Origin of the sequence: Ancylomarina sp., assembly GCF_041555295.1 — a bacterium.
Taxonomy (GTDB): domain Bacteria; phylum Bacteroidota; class Bacteroidia; order Bacteroidales; family Marinifilaceae; genus Ancylomarina.
Genome location: NZ_JBFFKR010000001.1, coordinates 1 through 20,417, shown reverse-complemented (window position 1 = coordinate 20,417; position 20,417 = coordinate 1). Strand labels below are relative to the sequence as shown.

General features: G+C 34.8%; 23 protein-coding genes and 1 pseudogene. 17 read left to right on the top strand and 7 right to left on the bottom strand.

Translation table 11 applies throughout. The annotated features are described in order from the left end of the window. Positions 1 to 7 precede the first annotated feature (7 nt). From ABY905_RS00120 to dinB, 3 genes are all read right to left on the bottom strand, one after another. Positions 8 to 943: a bifunctional UDP-sugar hydrolase/5'-nucleotidase gene (locus tag ABY905_RS00120; RefSeq protein ID WP_372639381.1), complete on the bottom strand. Its 936-nt coding sequence runs from the start codon at positions 941 to 943 to the stop codon at positions 8 to 10. Next, positions 933 to 1,712 (bottom strand): 5'-nucleotidase C-terminal domain-containing protein, encoded by a 780-nt coding sequence (locus ABY905_RS00115; RefSeq protein WP_372639380.1) that lies wholly within the window; start codon positions 1,710 to 1,712, stop codon positions 933 to 935. Before ABY905_RS00115 ends, ABY905_RS00120 begins: the two co-directional genes overlap by 11 nt. A 96-nt stretch (positions 1,713 to 1,808) precedes the next feature. Further along, positions 1,809 to 2,879 carry a DNA polymerase IV gene (dinB, locus tag ABY905_RS00110; RefSeq protein ID WP_372639379.1) on the bottom strand — a complete coding sequence of 357 codons (1,071 nt, stop codon included), beginning with the start codon at positions 2,877 to 2,879 and terminating at the stop codon, positions 1,809 to 1,811. 148 nt (positions 2,880 to 3,027) lie between these two features. On the opposite strand from dinB, the gene ABY905_RS00105 reads away from it, so the two are divergent. From ABY905_RS00105 to ABY905_RS00080, 6 genes are all read left to right on the top strand, one after another. Next, positions 3,028 to 4,554, top strand: a complete 1,527-nt coding sequence (locus tag ABY905_RS00105) for an MATE family efflux transporter (protein ID WP_372639378.1) — start codon at positions 3,028 to 3,030, stop codon at positions 4,552 to 4,554. A 35-nt stretch (positions 4,555 to 4,589) separates the two neighbouring features. Beyond that, positions 4,590 to 5,282, top strand: coding sequence for a tRNA (5-methylaminomethyl-2-thiouridine)(34)-methyltransferase MnmD (gene mnmD, locus ABY905_RS00100; protein WP_372639377.1), 693 nt, complete (start codon positions 4,590 to 4,592; stop codon positions 5,280 to 5,282). Between the two features lie 223 nt (positions 5,283 to 5,505). Then, positions 5,506 to 6,108 carry an FKBP-type peptidyl-prolyl cis-trans isomerase gene (locus ABY905_RS00095; RefSeq protein WP_372639376.1) on the top strand — a complete coding sequence of 201 codons (603 nt, stop codon included), beginning with the start codon at positions 5,506 to 5,508 and terminating at the stop codon, positions 6,106 to 6,108. A 31-nt stretch (positions 6,109 to 6,139) separates the two neighbouring features. Then, positions 6,140 to 6,847 carry an FKBP-type peptidyl-prolyl cis-trans isomerase gene (locus tag ABY905_RS00090; RefSeq protein WP_372639375.1) on the top strand — a complete coding sequence of 236 codons (708 nt, stop codon included), beginning with the start codon at positions 6,140 to 6,142 and terminating at the stop codon, positions 6,845 to 6,847. A 336-nt stretch (positions 6,848 to 7,183) separates the two neighbouring features. Beyond that, positions 7,184 to 7,621 carry a peptidylprolyl isomerase gene (locus ABY905_RS00085; protein WP_372639374.1) on the top strand — a complete coding sequence of 146 codons (438 nt, stop codon included), beginning with the start codon at positions 7,184 to 7,186 and terminating at the stop codon, positions 7,619 to 7,621. A 66-nt stretch (positions 7,622 to 7,687) separates the two neighbouring features. Next, positions 7,688 to 8,056, top strand: a complete 369-nt coding sequence (locus ABY905_RS00080) for a DUF3127 domain-containing protein (protein ID WP_372639373.1) — start codon at positions 7,688 to 7,690, stop codon at positions 8,054 to 8,056. Between the two features lie 71 nt (positions 8,057 to 8,127). Here the strand turns inward: ABY905_RS00080 and ABY905_RS00075 are convergent, their stop codons facing one another. Beyond that, the gene (locus ABY905_RS00075; protein ID WP_372639371.1) at positions 8,128 to 8,550 is read right to left on the bottom strand and encodes a hypothetical protein; all 423 of its coding nucleotides are present in this window, start codon (positions 8,548 to 8,550) and stop codon (positions 8,128 to 8,130) included. Between the two features lie 65 nt (positions 8,551 to 8,615). After that, positions 8,616 to 9,191, bottom strand: coding sequence for an RNA polymerase sigma factor (locus ABY905_RS00070; protein WP_372639370.1), 576 nt, complete (start codon positions 9,189 to 9,191; stop codon positions 8,616 to 8,618). A gap of 347 nt (positions 9,192 to 9,538) precedes the next feature. On the opposite strand from ABY905_RS00070, the gene ABY905_RS00065 reads away from it, so the two are divergent. Then, a complete protein-coding gene (locus tag ABY905_RS00065) occupies positions 9,539 to 9,868 on the top strand; it encodes a DUF6249 domain-containing protein (RefSeq protein ID WP_372639369.1) in 330 nt (109 codons plus the stop codon). A 74-nt stretch (positions 9,869 to 9,942) separates the two neighbouring features. Here ABY905_RS00065 and ABY905_RS00060 read toward each other — a convergent pair whose 3' ends face one another. Next, positions 9,943 to 11,229, bottom strand: a complete 1,287-nt coding sequence (locus tag ABY905_RS00060; RefSeq protein ID WP_372639368.1) for a M64 family metallopeptidase — start codon at positions 11,227 to 11,229, stop codon at positions 9,943 to 9,945. Between the two features lie 208 nt (positions 11,230 to 11,437). Here ABY905_RS00060 and ABY905_RS00055 point away from each other — a divergent pair, with 208 nt between their 5' ends. The 10 genes from ABY905_RS00055 (at position 11,438) to ABY905_RS00010 (ending at position 19,949) form a co-directional block, all read left to right on the top strand. Then, positions 11,438 to 12,676, top strand: coding sequence for a mechanosensitive ion channel family protein (locus ABY905_RS00055; protein ID WP_372639367.1), 1,239 nt, complete (start codon positions 11,438 to 11,440; stop codon positions 12,674 to 12,676). 70 nt (positions 12,677 to 12,746) lie between these two features. Continuing rightward, positions 12,747 to 13,160, top strand: a complete 414-nt coding sequence (locus tag ABY905_RS00050; RefSeq protein WP_372639366.1) for a TM2 domain-containing protein — start codon at positions 12,747 to 12,749, stop codon at positions 13,158 to 13,160. 94 nt (positions 13,161 to 13,254) lie between these two features. Then, positions 13,255 to 13,968: a hypothetical protein gene (locus ABY905_RS00045; protein WP_372639365.1), complete on the top strand. Its 714-nt coding sequence runs from the start codon at positions 13,255 to 13,257 to the stop codon at positions 13,966 to 13,968. Continuing rightward, entirely contained in the window at positions 13,940 to 14,434 is a 495-nt protein-coding gene (yidD, locus tag ABY905_RS00040) for a membrane protein insertion efficiency factor YidD (protein ID WP_372639364.1), read from the top strand. Before ABY905_RS00045 ends, yidD begins: the two co-directional genes overlap by 29 nt. Continuing rightward, on the top strand, positions 14,431 to 15,276 hold the full coding sequence (locus ABY905_RS00035; protein WP_372639363.1) for a tol-pal system YbgF family protein: 846 nt from the start codon (positions 14,431 to 14,433) through the stop codon (positions 15,274 to 15,276). Before yidD ends, ABY905_RS00035 begins: the two co-directional genes overlap by 4 nt. Before the next feature lie 49 nt (positions 15,277 to 15,325). Further along, a complete protein-coding gene (locus tag ABY905_RS00030) occupies positions 15,326 to 16,087 on the top strand; it encodes a hypothetical protein (protein WP_372639362.1) in 762 nt (253 codons plus the stop codon). Positions 16,088 to 16,136: 49 nt separating this feature from the next. Then, positions 16,137 to 16,430: a PQ-loop domain-containing transporter gene (locus ABY905_RS00025; RefSeq protein WP_372639361.1), complete on the top strand. Its 294-nt coding sequence runs from the start codon at positions 16,137 to 16,139 to the stop codon at positions 16,428 to 16,430. Between the two features lie 32 nt (positions 16,431 to 16,462). Continuing rightward, on the top strand, positions 16,463 to 17,017 hold the full coding sequence (locus ABY905_RS00020) for a chalcone isomerase family protein (RefSeq protein WP_372639360.1): 555 nt from the start codon (positions 16,463 to 16,465) through the stop codon (positions 17,015 to 17,017). A gap of 225 nt (positions 17,018 to 17,242) precedes the next feature. Further along, positions 17,243 to 18,322: a 3-oxoacyl-ACP synthase III family protein gene (locus ABY905_RS00015; RefSeq protein ID WP_372639359.1), complete on the top strand. Its 1,080-nt coding sequence runs from the start codon at positions 17,243 to 17,245 to the stop codon at positions 18,320 to 18,322. A 274-nt stretch (positions 18,323 to 18,596) separates the two neighbouring features. Next, a complete protein-coding gene (locus ABY905_RS00010) occupies positions 18,597 to 19,949 on the top strand; it encodes a 4Fe-4S dicluster domain-containing protein (protein ID WP_372639358.1) in 1,353 nt (450 codons plus the stop codon). Between the two features lie 95 nt (positions 19,950 to 20,044). Here ABY905_RS00010 and ABY905_RS00005 read toward each other — a convergent pair. Continuing rightward, positions 20,045 to 20,417 (bottom strand): annotated as a pseudogene (locus ABY905_RS00005) (sodium:solute symporter); the annotation flags it as partial.

Here is a 20,417-nt window from a genome sequence, read left to right as displayed (position 1 = left end):
CCAAATTTTAGGCTTCCAATCTTTTATCAATGGTATGCAGAGTTGAACTTGCAAGCTTAGTCCCTTCCTCCTTATCGATATAAAAATCAATTCGTCCAAGAGCGATACCGGCCCAACCCACCTGATTGATCACAACTTCGTTTCCATCTAAATTACGAACACGTGTTGCAGTTTCCAATAAAGTATGTGAATGTCCACCCAAAATGACATCGATTCCACTGGTTTCTTTAGCTAATTTCAAATCACACATTTCATCAGTCTGACTACTATAACCAATATGAGACAGACAAATAACTAGGTCACAATTTTGTTCCTCTTTCAAAATCTTTATCATATTTTCGGCAACAGAAATAGGATCGTTATAAACCACGCCTTCACAATTCTTACTCGAAACTAAACCATCCAGTTCAACACCTAATCCAAAAACACCAATTTTGATATTCCCTCTATTAAAAATTTGGTACGGCTTAATTTCCCCTTCCAATTTGGTACCGGTAAAATCGTAATTTGAATTAATGAATGGGAAGTTCATGTGTTTCATCTGAGAAGAAATACCAACAAGGCCATTATCGAATTCGTGATTTCCAATAGTACCCGCATCGTATCCTATTTTAGACATCAATTTTAATTCGGCTTCCCCTTTAAAGAAATTGAAATAAGGAGTCCCTTGATAAATGTCGCCACAATCGAGTAATAAGGTATGTTCTTCAGTTGCTCTAATTCTTTTCACCAAAGCATTAATACGAGCAAATCCTCCTAAACCTGGATGTTTTGGGTCTGATTCTGGAAATGGATCGATATGAGAATGCATATCATTGGTATGTAATAAGGTGATTTTTGTCAATTTGTTTTTTGCTGCTTGAGAAGCTAAAGTATATCCGCCAAATCCTAAAAACAGGCCTCCCATTCCTAACTTCTTAAAAAAATCTCTTCTACTGCTCATAGTAAATCCTCCCATCTAATTCAGACTTGATTCCAATACCTGATTGATACAACACCTTAGCATGTTCAATAATTGCTTCACGTAATTTCATATGAATATGACGGAAATTTTCTCTTTTGTCAAACGAGTTCATACCATCACCTCCATTTACCAAATAATCGATGCTGATAAGATGATAGATCTTATTTAAGTCTATGGCCTTTCCTCCAATTTTAACATCAACCACTTTTCTATCTTTTATTCCCATCTTAATACCAGAAACACCTTCTCCATTTTTAGCAGCAAGATATTTTAACACGTTCTTCAAATCGGAACCTTTCATTCCAATAATGACCAACTTATTTTCGAAAGGTAAAAGTTCAAACAATTTCCCTGTTGATATATTTCCTTTTGGAAGACTGGTACGCAAACCGCCATTATTAATAATAGACAGATCAACAACGTGTCCAAGCTTATTATCCTGGCAGTATTTATTACCTATTGCAAGCATTGCATCGGCAATATAATTACTCAATAAAGATTCAGGTTTACCAGACATCATGGCTTCACTGGTTTCTGAAACCAAATGATTCATCTGAGAATCAAGCCCTATTTTATAATGATTAATCATATTAATAAAAGCCGTATCCTGAAGAGCCTGCTGATCCAGACTTGAGTCGATACTAGAATTAGAATCTAAAATTCCAGCTTGTTTCTTTGCCTGAGGATTACAAGCAATTGCCGTGATAAAGCAAGCTGCCCACAATAACCTATTTAGGTGTTTTTGCATTCTTTGAAAATAAAATACTTAAATATCTTTTAATATGATGCAAAAATAGAAAAATCATTCTTAATGAACGATATTAAAAAACATAATTACTCTTTATTAAAAATCGAATGTGAGTTGAATGACTTCATTGTGCTTTATTTGGTTGGAAATACCGACTCCCAGTAGGCGAACACTGTCTGTCAGCTCAAGTTGATCAAGCAAACTATTTGACAATTCTACAATCTCTTTATAATCTGTAATCTCATGCAAAACAGTACGAGAACGCGTAATTTGCTCAAAACTACTGTACTTGATTTTCATATTTATAGTACGCCCTTTGAATTTAGTCCGCTGCAAACGTCGATGAAGGTCTAATATCAATTCTTCTAATCTTATTTTGAGCTGTTTCTTAGTTCTAATATCATCAAGAAAGGTATTCTCAGTACTAACTGATTTTCTTATCCGGTGGGGATCAACCTCTCTGTTATCAATACCTCGGACAATATTGTAATAGTAAGCTCCATTTTTTCCAAACAAACGAGTCAATTCCAACAAAGAACGCTTTTTCAAATCTTTACCATGAAAAATTCCAATTTGATGCATCTTTTCAGCAGTCACCTTGCCTACACCAAAAAACTTCTCGATGCTCAATTTCTCGATAAATGATTCCACCATTTTCGGCTTTATTACAAACAGTCCATCTGGCTTTTGATAATCAGATGCAATTTTTGCCAAAAACTTATTTACAGAAATACCCGCAGAAGCAATTAATCCCGTTTCCTCTTTAACTCTTCGCCTAATTTCTACAGCAATTGCTGTAGCAGAAGGCAATCCCATCTTATTGCGGCTGACATCAAGAAAAGCCTCATCAATAGAAAGTGGTTCAACCAAGTCGGTAAACTCATGAAAAATTGTCATGATTTGATCAGAAATCTCTTTGTATCGAGAATGGCGAGGCTTTACAAAAATAAGATGTGGACATCGTTTCAAAGCTGTTTTGGATGGCATAGCAGATCGCACCCCAAATTTTCTAGCCTCATAACTCGCTGCCGCAACAACGCCTCTATCTCCACCTCCGCCAACAGCCACAGCTTTACCCTTAAGTTCAGGATTATCTTTTTGCTCAACTGAGGCAAAAAAAGCATCCATATCAATATGAATTATCTTTCTAATTACATCTTCACTCATAATGGCTGCAAGATCTGAATTAATCGAGCTATTTTCAATAATATTGCATCTATTTCTTAATTTTGCATGACATTATTTAAGGCGGTTTTATTCATATCTAAAATCTCCTATACCAATCCTAATCGTTCAATTAATTAAAGTCTATTCAGTGTCACAAATAAAAGATCTAACGACAGGCAGAATATTCCCTCAAATACTCAAACTAGCTATCCCTATTATTGCGACTTCATTTGTACAAATGGCGTACAATATGACTGATATGGCCTGGCTGGGTCGAGTAGGAAGCGAAACGGTAAGTGCTGTTGGTATAGCTCTTTACTTGGTGTGGTTAGGATCTTCGCTCATGTTTATTACAAAAATAGGAGCAGAAGTGTGTATTTCTCAATCCATTGGGCGCAAAAACATGGAAGATGCAAAAGCTTTCACTCGAAACGCTTTCGGTTTATCTTTTCTCATTTCCATTGCTTTTGGTTTTTTAGTTTGGTTATTTACGGGACCAATTGTCAATCTCTTTCAAATTGAAAGCAATTTTGTAAATCAAACAGCCTTTGTCTATCTAAGAATTGTAGCTATTGGTATGCCCTTCACCTTTTCTAACATCACCCTTTCAGGGATATATAACGGAACGGGTAATACCAAAGTGCCTTTTTATGTCAACGCTGTGGGACTAATTTTGAATATGATTCTAGATCCGATTCTAATTTTTGGGTGGGGAAGCATTCCTGCAATGGGTGCTGAAGGCGCTGGTATAGCAACAGTTATTTCCCAAATTTTCGTATTTGGATTATTTATATTACTCCTTAAAGGAAAATACAATCCTCTTAGAACCAAACAATATTTAGGTAAACTACAGACGCAATTTTTAAAACCAATCATCAAAATTGGCGGTCCTGTTGCTCTTCAATCAGCCTGCTTTGCTTTACTTTCAATGCTCCTTGCACGGATAATGAATAGTATTGCTCAGGGAAATAGCATCCCTTTTTCCGTACAATCAATCGGTTCCCAAATTGAAGCTCTTTCCTGGATGACAGCCTTGGGCTTTTCATCTGCACTCGGAACTTTTACAGGCCAAAACTATGGTGCCAAGCGTTGGGACCGAATTCAAAAAGGTTTTTTCATTACTCTGGGTATAGCCTCAACTATAGGGCTACTAAGCACAGCATTATTTTACTTTTTTGGATCGGAAGTATTCAGTATTTTCATTAAAACAAGTGAACCTGATGTTCTTAAAATGGGAATTGTTTATTTGATGATTCTAAGTTTCTCACAGATTTTCATGAGTATAGAGATTACTGCTACCGGCGCATTTAATGGAATTGGCAAAGCCATGCCACCAACTATAATTGGCATAATCGGAAACGTTCTGCGCATACCATTTGCTATTATTTTTGCTTACAATCTTGTTGATATGCTACCTCTTTTTCCAGAATATCTTAACCCTGACTCAGTACCTGTGACTTCTGTATGGTGGGGCCTTACCTTATCAAGTATACTAAAGGGAATTTTTCTATTCTTCGGATTTATAATTTTATTAGTTCGTCATCCCGAGAATGATCAAGAATTACCATTTCAAAAAAAATGGATTAATCTGTTCCCAAATAGATTGCGCCAACAAGCTGTTGTGATTTCACCAATAGATATAGGTCATAATAAGGACGCTGACACAAAGCTATAAACTGGATTAAGTATCATCCACTATTAAATAACACCATGCTGAAACGAGAGATAAAAATAACTGAAGATGGTTCTCACACCATATATATTCCAGAACTCAACGAACATTATCATTCAACACATGGTGCTATTCAGGAAGCAATTCATGTCTATATAAGTACAGGTTTACACTTTTCTGAAAAAAATCCAATTCGTATTTTAGAAATCGGTTTTGGGACAGGTCTTAATGCATACTTGACTCTTGTGGAAGCTGAGAATAATAAAAGATCTATTGTTTATCACAGCTTAGAACGTTACCCTGTTGATGAAGAACATCTAACAGTTCTAAATTATCCTGAGCAAATTGATTTTGGTAATAAAGAATTGTTTAGGAAACTACACCAAGTTGATTGGAATAAAACCAGTGAAATCTCTGCCAATTTCGAACTCAAAAAAATAAATGGGGATTTAAAAACAATAGACTTCAAGGATAAATATGATCTTATTTACTTTGATGCCTTTGCACCTGATATTCAACCAGATCTATGGACAGAAGAAATATTCAAAAAACTATATGGGTGTACAAATTCTAATGCCATACTAGTCACATACTGTTCTAAGGGCATTGTAAAGAGAGCACTTCGTGCATCGGGTTTTGAAATCAAAAGATTAGCTGGCCCCCCAGGCAAACATCATATTTTAAGAGCGACTAGAATTGAAAATTTTGATTATAAAGAACCTTTCGAATAAATTAAAAAAAACTTAAAAAGCATAAGCTATTCTCGCATTTTTGGATAAAACTATTAACTTAGGGCTTTGCTTTTCAGAAGAAGTCATAAACCTCTGAATAACAATAACGTAACTAAATATTGATGTTTCTCAAAGCAAATGAAGATCAATTTCAAGTGCAAGTATTTTAATATCTGCATTTTGAAATTCAAGACTCATTTTTGAGATGAATAATTTTGAATACATGAAATATACAGAAGAACAAGATAAGGTAAGCTATTGCCTTGGTTTAAGCATTGCAAGCAATTTAATTACATCAGGTGTTAAGACTATAAGCACTGAGCCATTTGTTGAAGCTCTTGAAGCTGCATTTAATGGTAAAATGCCAGAGTTGTCTCCAGAAGAGGCTAATGGTATTCTACAGGAGTTTTTCGGAAAAATGCAAGAAGAGCAGGCTGGACAAGCTATAGGTGAAGGAAAAGTTTTCCTTGAAGAGAACAAAAAAAATGAAGGCGTAATTGAACTGGAAAGCGGTCTTCAATATCAAGTTATTACAGAAGGTAATGGTGCTATTCCAAAAGCAACCGACAGCGTTAAGTGTCACTACCACGGAACATTGATTAACGGAACTATTTTCGATAGCTCTGTAGATCGTGGAGAGCCTGCTACATTCCCAGTAAACGGTGTTATTGCTGGATGGGTTGAAGCGCTTCAATTGATGCCTCTTGGATCGAAATGGAAATTGTTTGTTCCTTCGCACCTTGCCTATGGTGCACAAGGTGCTGGTAACTTAATCGGGCCACACACAACTCTAATGTTTGAAGTAGAGTTATTAGAAATTGTATAATTTTTCACAGATAAACTAAATATTCAAAACAATGAAATTAAAAGCATTAACTCTAGCATTAGGACTAGGCGTATTCGCATTTAGCTCTTGCGATAAGAAAGTAGACACTAAAATGGCTTTGAACACAACTGTTGATTCTGTAAGCTATAGTATCGGTGCTAGTTTCGGAGGGAACTTATTACAAAACAGCTTAAACGAAGTTAATCAAGATGCTCTTTTAGCAGGTTTAAACGCTGCTTTAGCTCAGGAAGATTTAAGAATCGAGCCTCGTGCTGGTGGTGCAATCATCAATAATTACATTAAAGTTCTTAAGGAAAAAGCAGCTGAAGCGAATATTGCTATTGGTGAGAAATTCCTAGAAGAGAATAAAGGCAAAGAAGGTGTTGTAACTACTGAAAGTGGACTTCAATACAAAGTTTTAACTGCAGGAACTGGAGCAATCCCAACTAAAGATCAAGAAGTTAGTGTTCATTACCGTGGAACAACAATTGATGGTAAGGAATTTGATTCTTCATACAAACGTAACGAACCAGCAAAATTCTTACCTACTCGTGTAATCAAAGGATGGACTGAAGCTTTACAAATGATGCCTGTTGGTTCTAAGTGGGAGCTTTATATTCCTTCTGCTTTAGCTTATGGTCCTCGTGGAGCAGGTGCTAATATCGGACCTAACTCAACATTAATTTTCGAAATTGAGCTTCTTGAAATTGTTGCTGCAGCAGCTCCTGCTACAAAATAATTTCTTAATAAAATTTAAATATTAGAGAATTTGTTTCAACAGAACTCTATTAGAATATTCCCTTTTCGATTTATTTCGGAAAGGGATTTTTTTTTCCCTTTTGCGAGTACAATTCTTTTCTTAGCTTTGTAGGCTAATTGAACAAATAGCATTTGATTTTAGCGAAGTCGTTTATTAAAACGACAAGTTCCTAGCTTACAAGCAAGTGAACTCATAATCAAAGCATAGAGAACAAACTCGATTTTGTTTTTTTGTTGTCTGGCTAAGACATTTTGAAAGAAAATGAGTACTTTCAATCTTCAATTTCACAGAAAAAAACTAATAAAAATCAAAGATATGTTACAAGCAGAAATTCATACAGAAAAAGGTCTAATGAAGGTGGAATTCTTCGAAAAAGATGCACCTACGACAGTTCAAAATTTTGTTACTCTTTCAGAAAAAGGATTTTACGATGGATTAACTTTTCACCGTGTAATTCCAAACTTTGTTATTCAAGGAGGATGTCCTGATGGAACAGGTGCAGGTGGACCAGGTCATACTATCAAATGTGAATTAACTGGCGGTAACCAATTCCACGATAAAGGTGTTCTTTCTATGGCTCACGCTGGAAGAAATACAGGTGGATCTCAATTCTTTATTTGCCATAGTCGCGAGAACACAGCTCACCTAGATCGTCAGCACACTTGTTTTGGCAAGGTTGTAGAGGGTCTTGAAGTAATCGACCAAATTAAAGGTGGTGATGTTATCGAGAAAATCGTAATCATCAGAGAGTAATTCTTTCTAAAGAAAATTTACAATAATCAAACATTAGTAAATACTTACTAAGCAAAAGATATTTATATGAATTTTGAAATTAACGGTAAGGTTATCCTTAAAGAGGATACTCAACAAATAAGCGATCGTTTTAAGAAAAGAGAATTTGTTATTGAAGTTGAAAATGAGAGAAATTCTGATTGGAATGATTTCATTAAGTTTCAATTGACTCAGGATCGTTGCGATTTATTAGAGACTGTGTCTGTTAACGAAAACATTAAGGTTTCTTTCAATATCAAAGGAAGAAAATGGGAAAAAGATGGAAAAGTAAACTACTTTTCAAATCTTGAAGCTTGGAGAATTGAGAAAATGCAAGCGGCAGCTGCTGCTGAAATGCCTGAATTCAACGCAGCAGATATGCCTCCAGCTCCAGAAGAAGATGATCTTCCATTCTAGGAATGAAATTCACATATAAAAAAAATGCTGTCGAATTATCGACAGCATTTTTTACCTCATAGACAAATTCGTTAGGATTGATGTAACATCTTTTTTACAAGATTATCAAAAAGAACTAATGATGAACCTGCAATCATGATTATATAAACAATTGCAGGCAGACTGACAACACGGTCAACTGCCCCAGTTAATAAATCATGTATTGGCTGAATTAAAATAGCATTCAATTGCTTGATTAAAGGATGCTCCCAAGAGGCAACAATACTGTGCACATCAGTTCCTAAAAGAATGATCACTATCAGTAAAATAAAAGCTATTAAAATCAGTAAACGTTTAATTGGCATGCGCTTCTTAACACTTACTGAATTGGTCAACCAATCTTGCATCACATCGTCCATCACATGCTTTGTGAAATCGGCCGATGGCTCTTCAAGTTCAACCTCGTTCAATAACTTTTTTATGAATTCGTCTTTATATATATCTTCCTTTTGCATCTGTTCCAAATTTTGTCTCAATTAGAAAAGCAAGTTTCTTTTATTCTATTAGTTTAATTTTCATCTTAAAGTATCGTTTTTAATTCTTCGTGCAAAAACTGCTCTAAGATACCGTATAATTTCTTACGAGATCGATGTAATTTAACCTTTACATTTGCCACACTCAATCCAGTAACTTCACTAACCTCATCAATAGAATTCTCTTCTAAATAAAAAAGGTTTATTATTATCTTTTCGTCACCCCTCATTTTATTAAGAGCTCTATCTATATAGAGCTTCTGCTCCTTATTTGTTAAAGCTTGAAGCGACGACTGGGTCGATTTCACATTTACCGATGCGTTAAAGTCATCATCAATGGAAACCTGATCTAATTTTTTTTTTCGCATCTTCGAAATAGAGGCGTTGTATATAATTCTATAAAGCCAAGTCGAAAATTTCGATTCACCTTTATAACTATCTAATGCCTGATATGCTTTTAAGAAAGCATCTTGTGTAATTTCTTCAGCATCCTCTCTGTTTCCAATTAATTGCATAGCAATGTTAAAGGCCATTTTTTTATGACGATCAACCAAGTAGGCATATGCGCCAACATCACCCTCCTTAATTTTTTGTATGTAATAGCTATCCTTGTTCGACTTCATGTTCTAATGTTTAGAAACTAGATTAACAAACTTGTTCAAAGACAATTAACTTTCCTCATTTCCACTTCACAATACAATAGACTGTAATAAGTCTTTAAATGTTGCATCTGTTTCGAACTACTAATAGTTAGACGCACCAAACTTATATTGGTTACAGATAAAATGACAAAAAAAACATAACACTACAATATAACGATTAACAAACAGACAAAAAACCCAATTAAAAAAGAATAGTTTATTTGTAACCCTTTCTTAGAACATGGCGTCATAAAGTTGAAAGCAAAAAATATGAAGCTTTTATTTACAACTAAAAAAAATTATTGTACGTTTAAATTAAAACTTATATTATGGATATCGAAGGAGTAGTAGCAATCATCTCAGTATTTGGAATTATACCATTATGCATTTTCCTAGTACACCGTCATCGTGAAAGAAAGGCTCTTATTGAAAAAGGTCTTAGTGCAGAACTTTTGGTTAGTGCAACTAAAGACAGAACTCAGGAGAGTTTGAAATATGGTATCTTATTAATTGGTCTAGCCATAGGAATTCTTGTCGGAAACATCCTTGATGAATATACAAGAATGAGCGAAGAGGTTTCATATTTCTCAATGATCTTCATGTTTGGAGGACTAGCGTTACTAGCATTCTATAGTCTTGCTAAAAAAGATAAAGAATAGGAATCTAAAATAGTCTGTTCAAAAAAAATGCACTCATCAATATGAGTGCATTTTTTTATTTCTAGATATCAGAACTATTCTCCAATTGTAAACTTGATCATCCTAACACAAGCTTTCTGGCAAACAGGACAGAATTCATCTTTATTATTCGATTTCATTTTACAATCCTGAACTGGTGAATAAATCCCCTTATTCATATAACCGCCTCCTTCAAAAAGTCCAACTTTGGCTTCATATTCTTCAGTTCTAGGAGTTGGTGTTACAATTCCCTCGTCTATCAATGACTTCCATTTGCTTTCAAAATCAATCAAAGTGGTGATATTTGGCTCCCAAGGTTCTACTTTTAAGTTGTAAAAATCTTCAACAGATACGCCTGAAGTGTAATATTCATCTGCTAAGCCAACAAAACCATGTCCGAATTCATGGCTGGCAACTTCTCTGGATAATTTATGATCAGAAGCACAAGACGTGTAATAATTATAGATTCCTGCACCACCATATTTCTCAGTATTTATTAATACGAAAATTTGATCATAAGGCACATTAGCAGCTATATCATACATACTTTTCAAATCAGAGGTAGTGAGATATCGCTCCGAATCAAAAGTGTAGAAGTTTGAATTCAAAACTGTGTTCTTATATATATGCTTTCCAGGAATATCCGGTCCCGATTCTTCTGAAACAGATTCTAATGCATAAATATTAAAACGATCTGCATAAGTTTTAAAAGGTTCTACATTCAAAATGTAACCAGCAACTCGCTCGACATCTGCTCTAAATTTCCCCATCTCTTCCTGAGTATAGCCTTCAGCTATGAAAGCCACATCAATACTAGAATCAGTTTCTCCATTTCCCATAATCTTAGAGTGCTTAACCTTTATTGCCGTTTCATCTAAAATAAAATAGTTAGTTGGATCAATCTCGTATTCAAAAAGTTGTACAAAAACACCATCTCTATTTCTATAGTCAATAATAAACTGAGCCCTATTCTTTGGGAAAGGCATTACATTCACCTGATAATAAGATCTATTCACTATTTTTGCTTCTGGAGTAGCTTGCCATTCCTGAAACAAGGATCCAAACCCACTAGAATAAATTATAGTTCCTGAAGTTTTATCAACCAACTTATAACGAAAGTTACCGTAGTTAAATCTATCTACAAGATTTTTTGTTGAACCTCCCCAGTAAGCCTCCTTCTTTAAATTCTGAAAAAAGACAGTCTGCTCATTTACATTCCCACCTAGTAAATAATCAACTCGTAAGGTTTTGTGTTCAAAATAAGTATCAAAATCAACTGAGGCAAAACTCAGCTTAGTTGCTACTAATAGCACACTTAAGATTAATGTTAAAGATCGTATCATTTCTATATGTTTAAGGTTATTGCAAAGTTAAAAGAAAGTTTGCTGTAATTAAATGATCTTTTTCATCTCTTCATATTACTTAATAAATATTTAGGCATTCTCCCTAAGGTTTCTTTTTAATAAAACGATTCAATATATTTGTTCTTACATTAAATACAATTAGATTAAATTCCACTTTATAAAAGCGGTCAATATATTTGATAACAATATGAAAGAACTACTTGGATCTCATTTAAAAGATTGGTTAATCAATCAAGGTATTGCTGAAAGCTTTGCAATTATTATACAATCAGCAATTGCTGTTGTTATAGTTTTGATCCTAGCATGGCTTTCCGATGTCATTTCTAGAAAGGTTTTGATTAGTATCATTACTAAACTCGTTCGTAAAACCAAAACCCATTGGGATGATATTCTTTTGGAAAGAAAAGTCTTCAATAAAATCTCGCACTTTGCGCCTGCCATTATCATTTATTATAGTGCGTCCTTGATTAATCCTCCTTCTAGTGGTTTAGCTATCGAAAAAGCAACCCAAATTTACATGATTATTTTATCATTAATGCTTATAGATTCTTTTCTAAGTGCGGCTAATGATATTTACAAGACATTCCCGGTAAGTAAAACTCGCCCCATTAAAGGCTATATACAAATTATCAAAATCTTTTTCTATGTAATGGGATGTATTTCTATCATTGGTATTCTAATTAATAAAGCGCCAACATTAGTACTAGGCACAATGGGGGCTTTCGCTGCAGTCCTCATCTTGGTGTTTAAGGATACTATATTAGGATTCGTTGCTTCCATACAGCTTTCAGCAAACAAGATGGTAAGCATTGGTGATTGGATTAGTATGCCATCGAAAGATGCTGATGGAACCGTTATCGATATCAGTTTAAATACGGTGAAAGTTCAAAACTGGGATAAAACAATCAGTACAATACCTACCTATGCCTTAGTTTCCGAGTCCTTCAACAACTGGAAAGGTATGGAAGAATCAGGCGGGAGAAGAATTAAGCGTCATCTGAATATCGACGTAAAATCTATTCATTTTTTGTCTGATCAGGAAATTGAGATGGCCGAGAAAGTGAAACTAATCACCAGCTATATTCAAGAAAAGAAAGAAGAAATCAAAAAGGCTAATCCTGAAAACGAAATTCCAGTCAATCAGAAACGCATAACCAATATTGGAACCTTCCGAAAGTATATTGAAGCCTACTTAGAAAATCATCCCAAAATTCACAATGAGATGACTTTCATGGTACGCCAACTTCAGCCTTCTGAAAAAGGACTCCCTATTGAGATTTATGTTTTTTCAAATGATCAGGAATGGGCCAATTATGAAGCCATACAAGCTGATATCTTTGATCACATTTTGGCTATCGTTCCTGAGTTTAATCTCAGAGTATTCCAGAATCCTACTGGTGATGATTTTAACAGACTCATTCAATAATTAATTATATAAAGACTATTTAATAGATTTATTTTCTTAATTTAGATTTGAACATATAAATTATATTTAAATGAAAAAATTTTTATTCGTAGTTGCATTTATTTGCACAATGTTTACATTTTCGAATGTAGAAGCATCTAGCTACCACATCAATGATGCAAAAATTGATGTATTGTTTGAAAAAGCTTCAACAACTATCATGATGAATTTAAATGAGATGTCTTCAAACTTGATGGCAACATCAACTTTAAATTCAACTGTAAAAGCAAAAGACCCTCTATTGGCTATTGTTTTTGATTTCTTTTTAGGAGGTCTTGGTGTTCACCGTTTTTACCTTGGAACTAAGGTGATGACAGGTATTGGCTATATCCTTACTTGTGGAGGATTTTTTGGTATAATGCCACTAGTCGACTTAATTGTTCTTGCAATTAACTATGATGATATTAGTCAGTTTGTTGACAATCCAAAATTCTTTATGTGGTAATATCATAAAGCATTACTAAAAGTTGCTGTTATAAATCCAGATTTCATCTGCGGTTTATAGCAGCAACTTCATTTAACACTTTATATAATTTAATATGTTACTGATTCGATTATCATTTATTCTTTGTATCCTATTCCCTACTGTTTTGTTTTCTCAAAAGAGCTCAAACTACATCAGTTATAGTATGGATAATCAATCGTATAAAAAAGGCTTACTAAGTAACGCTCATGCTGATTTTTTCTATGATAAAGAACAAGGCGTAATTGTCTCGTCATACAGTTCTCCACAAGAATTCGTAAAAGTAAGCAACCGAAAAGGAGAAATAAAACTTTATATTCCTGAAACAAACACAGTCACTTATACACAAGATATTACTCTATCAAGTGAAAACGAATTAATCTTCTATTTCTCCAATAACCAACAACAAGATTTAGGTTTGGAAAAAGAAGGCTTTACAATGGTTGATTCAAGACTTGATAAAAATTATCTCATCTTTGTTTGGGAAGCTCCTCAAGAAATGAATACTGTCAAGAAGGTTGAGGTTGTATACGAAGGTGATAATCCAATATATGCAGCCTATTTCAACCTAGATGGTGACGTTTTAAAGAAGATCTATTATTACAATTACTTCTCAACGACATATTTCCAAATGCCAACTAATGTGACAGAAATAAGTTATACTCCAGAAAAAGATTCCATTGTTCAACGCACAATTTATTCAAACATTAAAGTCTCCAACACGCCTTCATCATCCTATTTCAACTTTAAAGTTCCTGACAATGCAAAAGTTAATAAATCAGATTTATAAGCTGACATTCACCTTAAGCTTTATCCTGTGTTTTTGCATTCTTACGAAAGCTCAAGATAAAGAATCGAGTAATATTCAACTTATCCTAAAGACAAAAACGAATACTCTTGACACCAAGAAGCATAGTCGAGATTATATCTATAAGAACGAGAAAAGTTGGTTCAAAAAATACAATCCTATTAGTTTAGGTTTTGGGTCCCTATTATACCTTTACCAGAATGTTATATCTCAGCAGTTTTCTGCAGATTGCCTTTATCATCCAACTTGCTCAGACTTTAGCAAAGATGCCATAAGGGAATATGGATTAATGAAAGGAATCTTTCTTAGCTCCGACAGAATTTGCAGATGTAACCGAATTGCTGCAACCAGTATTAACTATTTTAAGTTCGATCAAAAAAGCAATCATGCTCATGATAGTGTTAGCTATTACAGGATCAAACCGATAATCAATCTTGAGTCAAAGTGAAAAAAATAATTATTTTAGTCCTTTTCTGTGCATTATCAATTAACCTGTTGGCCCAGTACTCCACAAAACAAAGATTCGAGTTTGCTCATCATCTCATTAAATCGAATGACTTTGATGAAGCTCTAATCGAGCTTAAACTTCTCGAAAACAAGACTAGTAGCGATAGTTTATATTACCTTAAAGGATGGAGTTTATATTCTCTTAAGCAATTGGAAAGTTCTGCTCAGAACCTTCAAAAGGTTAAACCCGAATCTTCTTTTTATCACAAGAGTCATTTTTTTGCAGCCTATAATTATGCACATACCAAAAACTATAATGATGCAAAACAAGTGCTCATGAAGATTGAATTGGATCAAAAATTAGTGCAGCTAAAAAACTTTGAAATATCAGGAATCGCTTTACTAGAAAGGGATTTAAACACATATGAAACAAGTCGTCTAAAAACAACGGAAATTCTTCCATCTCTACAATTCGAAGTTGTCAACCTTAATAAATTGCATGCTTCAATAAAGAATAGAAAACCTAAAAAAATGTGGCTAGCTGGTTTAATGTCAGCTGTTGTTCCAGGTTCAGGTAAAATATATGCTGGCAAAACGGGCGAAGGAATTGCATCTATGCTGATGGTTGCTTCTACTGGATTAATAACATGGGAGAACCATAGGAAACTAGGCATCAGAAACTTTAAAACAATACTATTTGGATCGATATTTACCATATTTTATGTGGGCAATATTTATGGATCAGTGTTTTCGGTAAAAATATCAAACGAAGAGTTTAATCATGAAATGGATCAAAAAATATTATTTAATATTCATATTCCTTTGCGCAATATCTTCGACTAGTAAAGGGGAAAATAATAGTGTATTATTAAAAGCAGACAGCTTATTTTCCATGGGAAAATATAAAGCTGCTGCTATCGAGTACGAGCGTTTTCTATACTTTTCATGTGAAGAACAAGATTTACTTAGTACGCTATATAAAAAAGCACAATGCTATAAACAGCTTTTTGATTTTACGAAATCATACAAAACACTTGAGAGAATAAATCTATTTAGAGAAAACATTGAAAACTATACCAAAGTTAAGAAAGAGTTAAGCCTTTCTTATTACCTGGACAATAAGCTTCAGAAGGCTCAAATACAAATAACTCAGCTTAGGCATAAGCTCAGAAATAAGAACCTACCTAATGAAACACTTCTGATTGAAATCTTCATTTTAAATGAAATGAAACAATGGGCAAAAGCTCAGGAAAGGGCAAAAGAATATGTCAGCAATCAGGCTTCATTAAAAGACCATTTTACTGTTGTCACAAAGCACATAGATTCCTTGTACTCTAAAAAGAATTTACCCAAATTAAAATCAGTTGAGAAAGCAGAGAACCTATCTCGATTCATCCCTGGTGCCGGCCAGATATACTGCGGGGAAATCGCTGAAGGTTCATTTACCTTTTTATTCAATGGAGCCTTTCTTGCTTTGGGAGCTCAACAGATATTAACAAAGTTTTATTTCACGGGTTATACTGCTGGGTTTGGTGTACTGCACAAGACCTATACGGGCAATATGTCAAGAACCAGACATCTTGCTGATAAAACAAATCATCACAGGCATAACAGCTTTAATGAGTCGATAATTAAGTATATGCTGAATTTATAAATAGAATATTTGTAATATTGTTCGTCGAACAAGAAAAGACGAAATAGTTATGCATAAATTATTTAGAAAAATAGATTTCTTCAAATCGTTAGGCTGGTTTGGAAATATTATACTCAGTATTGGCGTTATTCCCCAAGTGGTTCAGACTTGGGAAACCAAAGATGTAAGCAGTTTCAACTGGTCTTTTCTTTTGATGTGGGCCTTTGGCGTACTATTTACATTTATATACATACTCGAAGGAGATCTAAAATCAGGCAAGCGACAATACCCTCTTTGGCTCAATTATTTGGTTAATATTATTGCAACCTTCTATTTATGCTACGCTAAAATTCTCTATAGCTAAGATTATTCTATACAAACTTCAAATCCATCAGAATGAAAAAATTACTCATACCTATAATTCTGGCTTTTTTCAGTTTAAATGCCATGTCACAAAACGAAACTGAAGTATTTCCAAAGAATCTGAAAATCGAAAATCAAGAACTTCAGCTGAAAGGAACCGGTACGCGAGTTAAGCTGTGGATGGACATGTACACACTCGGTCTATTTGTTTCAGACATCAAGCAAGATGCAAGCCTTGTTGTTTCAAATAACGAAACGGCTGTGGTTCGCCTGAATATTATTTCGGGACTTATCACTGCCGAGAAGATGGATAAAGCCATTCGCGAAGGATTTGAAAAATCGACACAAGGCAATCCTGAAGCTATTCAAAACGAAATTGAAGCTTTCCTAAATGTGTTTAAGCAAGGTGTTGAGAAAGAAGATCTTTTTCAATTTACGTATCAGCCTGAGGCTGGCACAAGCATTTCTAAAAATGGAGAACAACTGGCCAATATTGAAGGATTAGCCTTTAAAAAAGCACTTTGGGGTATTTGGTTAGGCAAAAATCCTGTCGATAAAAAGTTAAAAGCAGAGCTGTTTAAAAATTAATAAAAAACTTCAATATTCATGGCGCAATCAATTCCAGATTGCGCTTTTTTTATGCCTAAAAATCGCATTTATAAATAATTTTATAACTTAGCCTCAACTACTAAAACAGAATACACTTAAAGCAAGTGTAGATTCATACTCTCATCTAACTGACTTTAAGGAAAATTCCCTTAAATTTTTTTCATGCGCCCTACTTTATTTTATTACTAAAAAGAAAAATTGAAGATGAGCACATATTCAAAAATCGTTGGATCAGGAAGCTATATTCCTGAAATTGAAGTTAAGAATGAAGATTTCCTGAAAAATATATTTTACAATACTGATGGCAGCCACAATGGTGCGACTACGCCTGAAGTTCTTGAAAAATTCTACAATATTACTGGTATTCAGGAAAGACGCTATGCTCGTGAAGATCAAAAAGCTTCAGATTTGGCCTTTATTGCTGCAAGTAGAGCTCTCGAATCATCAGGAATCGATAAAGAAAGTCTGGATTATATTTTAGTCGCTCATAATTTTGGTGACGTTTCAGCCAATACCGTTGCACCGCAATTGATGCCAAGTTTAGCGGCTCGTGTCAAGCATTTACTCAAAATAGAAAATCCTAAAACCGTTGCTTACGACATTCTTTTTGGATGTCCTGGTTGGATCCAAGCAATGATTCAGGCTAACTATTTTATCAAATCAGGCGATGCTAAGCGAGTACTGGTGATTGGTGCCGAAACACTTTCTAGAGTTTGCGATCCGCATGATAGAGATAGTATGATTTATTCTGATGGGGCTGGTGCGACTATTCTCGAAGCTGTTGAAAGCGAAAGTAAAACAGGAATCATCTCTCATTCAGTTCGTAACGATACTTTAAACGAAGCCTATTTCTTATGGTCAGGCGCATCTCACAACCCTGATTTCCAAAATCGAGACAGAGATTTTTATATTAAAATGCATGGGCATAAAATCTACGAATACGTAATTTCAAACGTTCCCCAACTGGTAAAAGAATGTATAGAAAAAGCAGGATTGGGATTAAAGGATATTAAGAAAGTTCTGATTCATCAAGCCAATGAAAAAATGGACGAAGCCATAGCAAAACGTTTATTCCGTTTATATGGTGAACGACAAGTTCCTGATGATATCATGCCTATGATCATCAAAAAAATGGGAAATAATTCGGTGGCAACCGTACCTATTTTGTACGATATGATTGCCAAAGGAGAACTTGAAGGTCATCAATTTGAAAAGGGCGATCACGTTGTGTTTGCCTCTGTAGGTGCAGGTATGAGTATTAACGCCTTCGTTTATCAATTCTAAAATCAAGATTACATACTAGCCCAAATTCACTATAAACCGAGAGCCTCACAAAAGTGGGGCTCTCACTCTTTAGAAAACTCGCTGCAGTGTGCAGGAAGCTTTACACGAGGCATGTGATACTCGCTGCAGTGTGCAGGAAGCTTTAAACAAAAATTGAGACACTACCAATTCTTTTTGTATTCATTCTAAACTCAGTGCTCTAAAGGCTCAAAAAAAGAAATTAGTCTATCTTAACACGCGATATTCTAATCCTAACCATAAGTATTTGTTATCTATGAATTCTCTTTCCGATATTTCAACTCTTTTTTGTCTTATCAGCTCAATAATCTTTCTGGCTATATTTCTATACAGTGCTTATATTTTTTATATCGAGAATGAAAAAAGGGCAGCTTTACTTGCACTTAGCATCGGCATACTATTACCTATGCCCTACTTTATAGCTTGGTACTACAACTACAATATATTGGCATTAATTCTTTTTGCTGATATCATACTTACGGGCTTACTATTCATCTACCCTTTTAAAACGCCTCAACCTATTTGTGACGAAATTCCATTGACTAAGATTGATGAGAGAAACGTGATGTTTTCGCGAAACGAACTGGTTGTAGGAAGCGAAAATTATAAAAACTACTATAGTAGATATCCTGAAAAAGAGGATCTCGATAATGCCTTCAGAAAGGAAGCAGGTTTATGTTCTGAAAAATCGATATTCAATCACACATTTGCTTTTGCAGCAGCACATGCCAGCTTCTTTGCTGTTGGACAATTTAAGAAAGCTGTTGATGGCGAGGTTAATGTAAATCGAAAAGAAAGCTCACCCCAAGAAATGAGTTCTTTCCTAAAAGCTTGGGGTAAAAAGCTAGGTGCATTAGACATTGGTATCTGCGACCTTAAGGACTATCATTTGTATTCGCACAAGGGACGTGGAGAGGAATATGGGGATGAAATTCACAACTCTCATAGCCATGCTATTGCTTTCACAGTTGAAATGACAGAAGAAATGGTAAAAGCTGCTCCCCAATCGTCCATCGTAATGGAATCGGCACAACAGTATCTCGATTCGGGACGAATAGCCATTCAGATAGCTGAATTCCTACGTCACTTAGGTTACTCAGCCCGTGCACATATCGATGGAAATTATCAAGTTGTTTGCCCCTTAGTTGCCCGTGATGCTGGTTTAGGAGAAATTGGACGAATGGGGTTATTAATGACACCGAAGCAAGGTCCAAGAGTTCGACTAGGTGTTGTCACAACCGAATTCCCATTAACAACTAAAGATCGGAAGAAGTTGAACTATATGCTAGATTTCTGCTTGCGCTGTAAAAAGTGTGCAGAAGTCTGCCCTAGTAAATCCATTTCATCAGACAATCCTAAAATGGTTGATGGGGTTAAAAGATGGCAAATTAATTCAGAATCCTGTTTTACCTATTGGTGCAAAGCCGGAACCGACTGTGGACGATGTATGGCAACTTGTCCCTACTCACATCCTGATAATTTACTGCACAATGCCATTCGATTTGGAATTAAATACTCCCCTCTTTTTAGACGAATAGCCGCACCATTAGATGATTTATTTTACGGACGCAAACCCAAATCTAAAAAACTTCCTAAATGGATCAATTGATGTGATGATGTGATGATGTGATGATGTGATGATGTGATGATGTGGAAAATAAAAAAACTTTTCTCATCACACCTTTAACCTTTAACCTTTAACCTTTAACCTTTAACCTTATGTCTCCTGATTGCTAGCAAACCAATAAAGGTTAAGAGTCCATTAAGCATTAACAGTTCAAAGCCTAATTTGAATCCAAACCAATCCATCGAGTACTGTGCAAATATATAGCACAGAATTGGTGCAACAAGGGTTACTAGTGGTACCCATTTGTCTTTAACTTGAATGGATGTGAATAAACCAAAGGCATACAAACCCAACAAAGGGCCATAGGTATATCCAGCAACGGTAAATATGGCTGAAATAACCGAATCGTCATTTATAGCTCGGAAAATAAGAATAACGACAAGCAGAATAAGAGAGAATAATAAATGCGAACGAAAACGTAGCTTTTTGGTTCTTGCTTCATCACTCTCA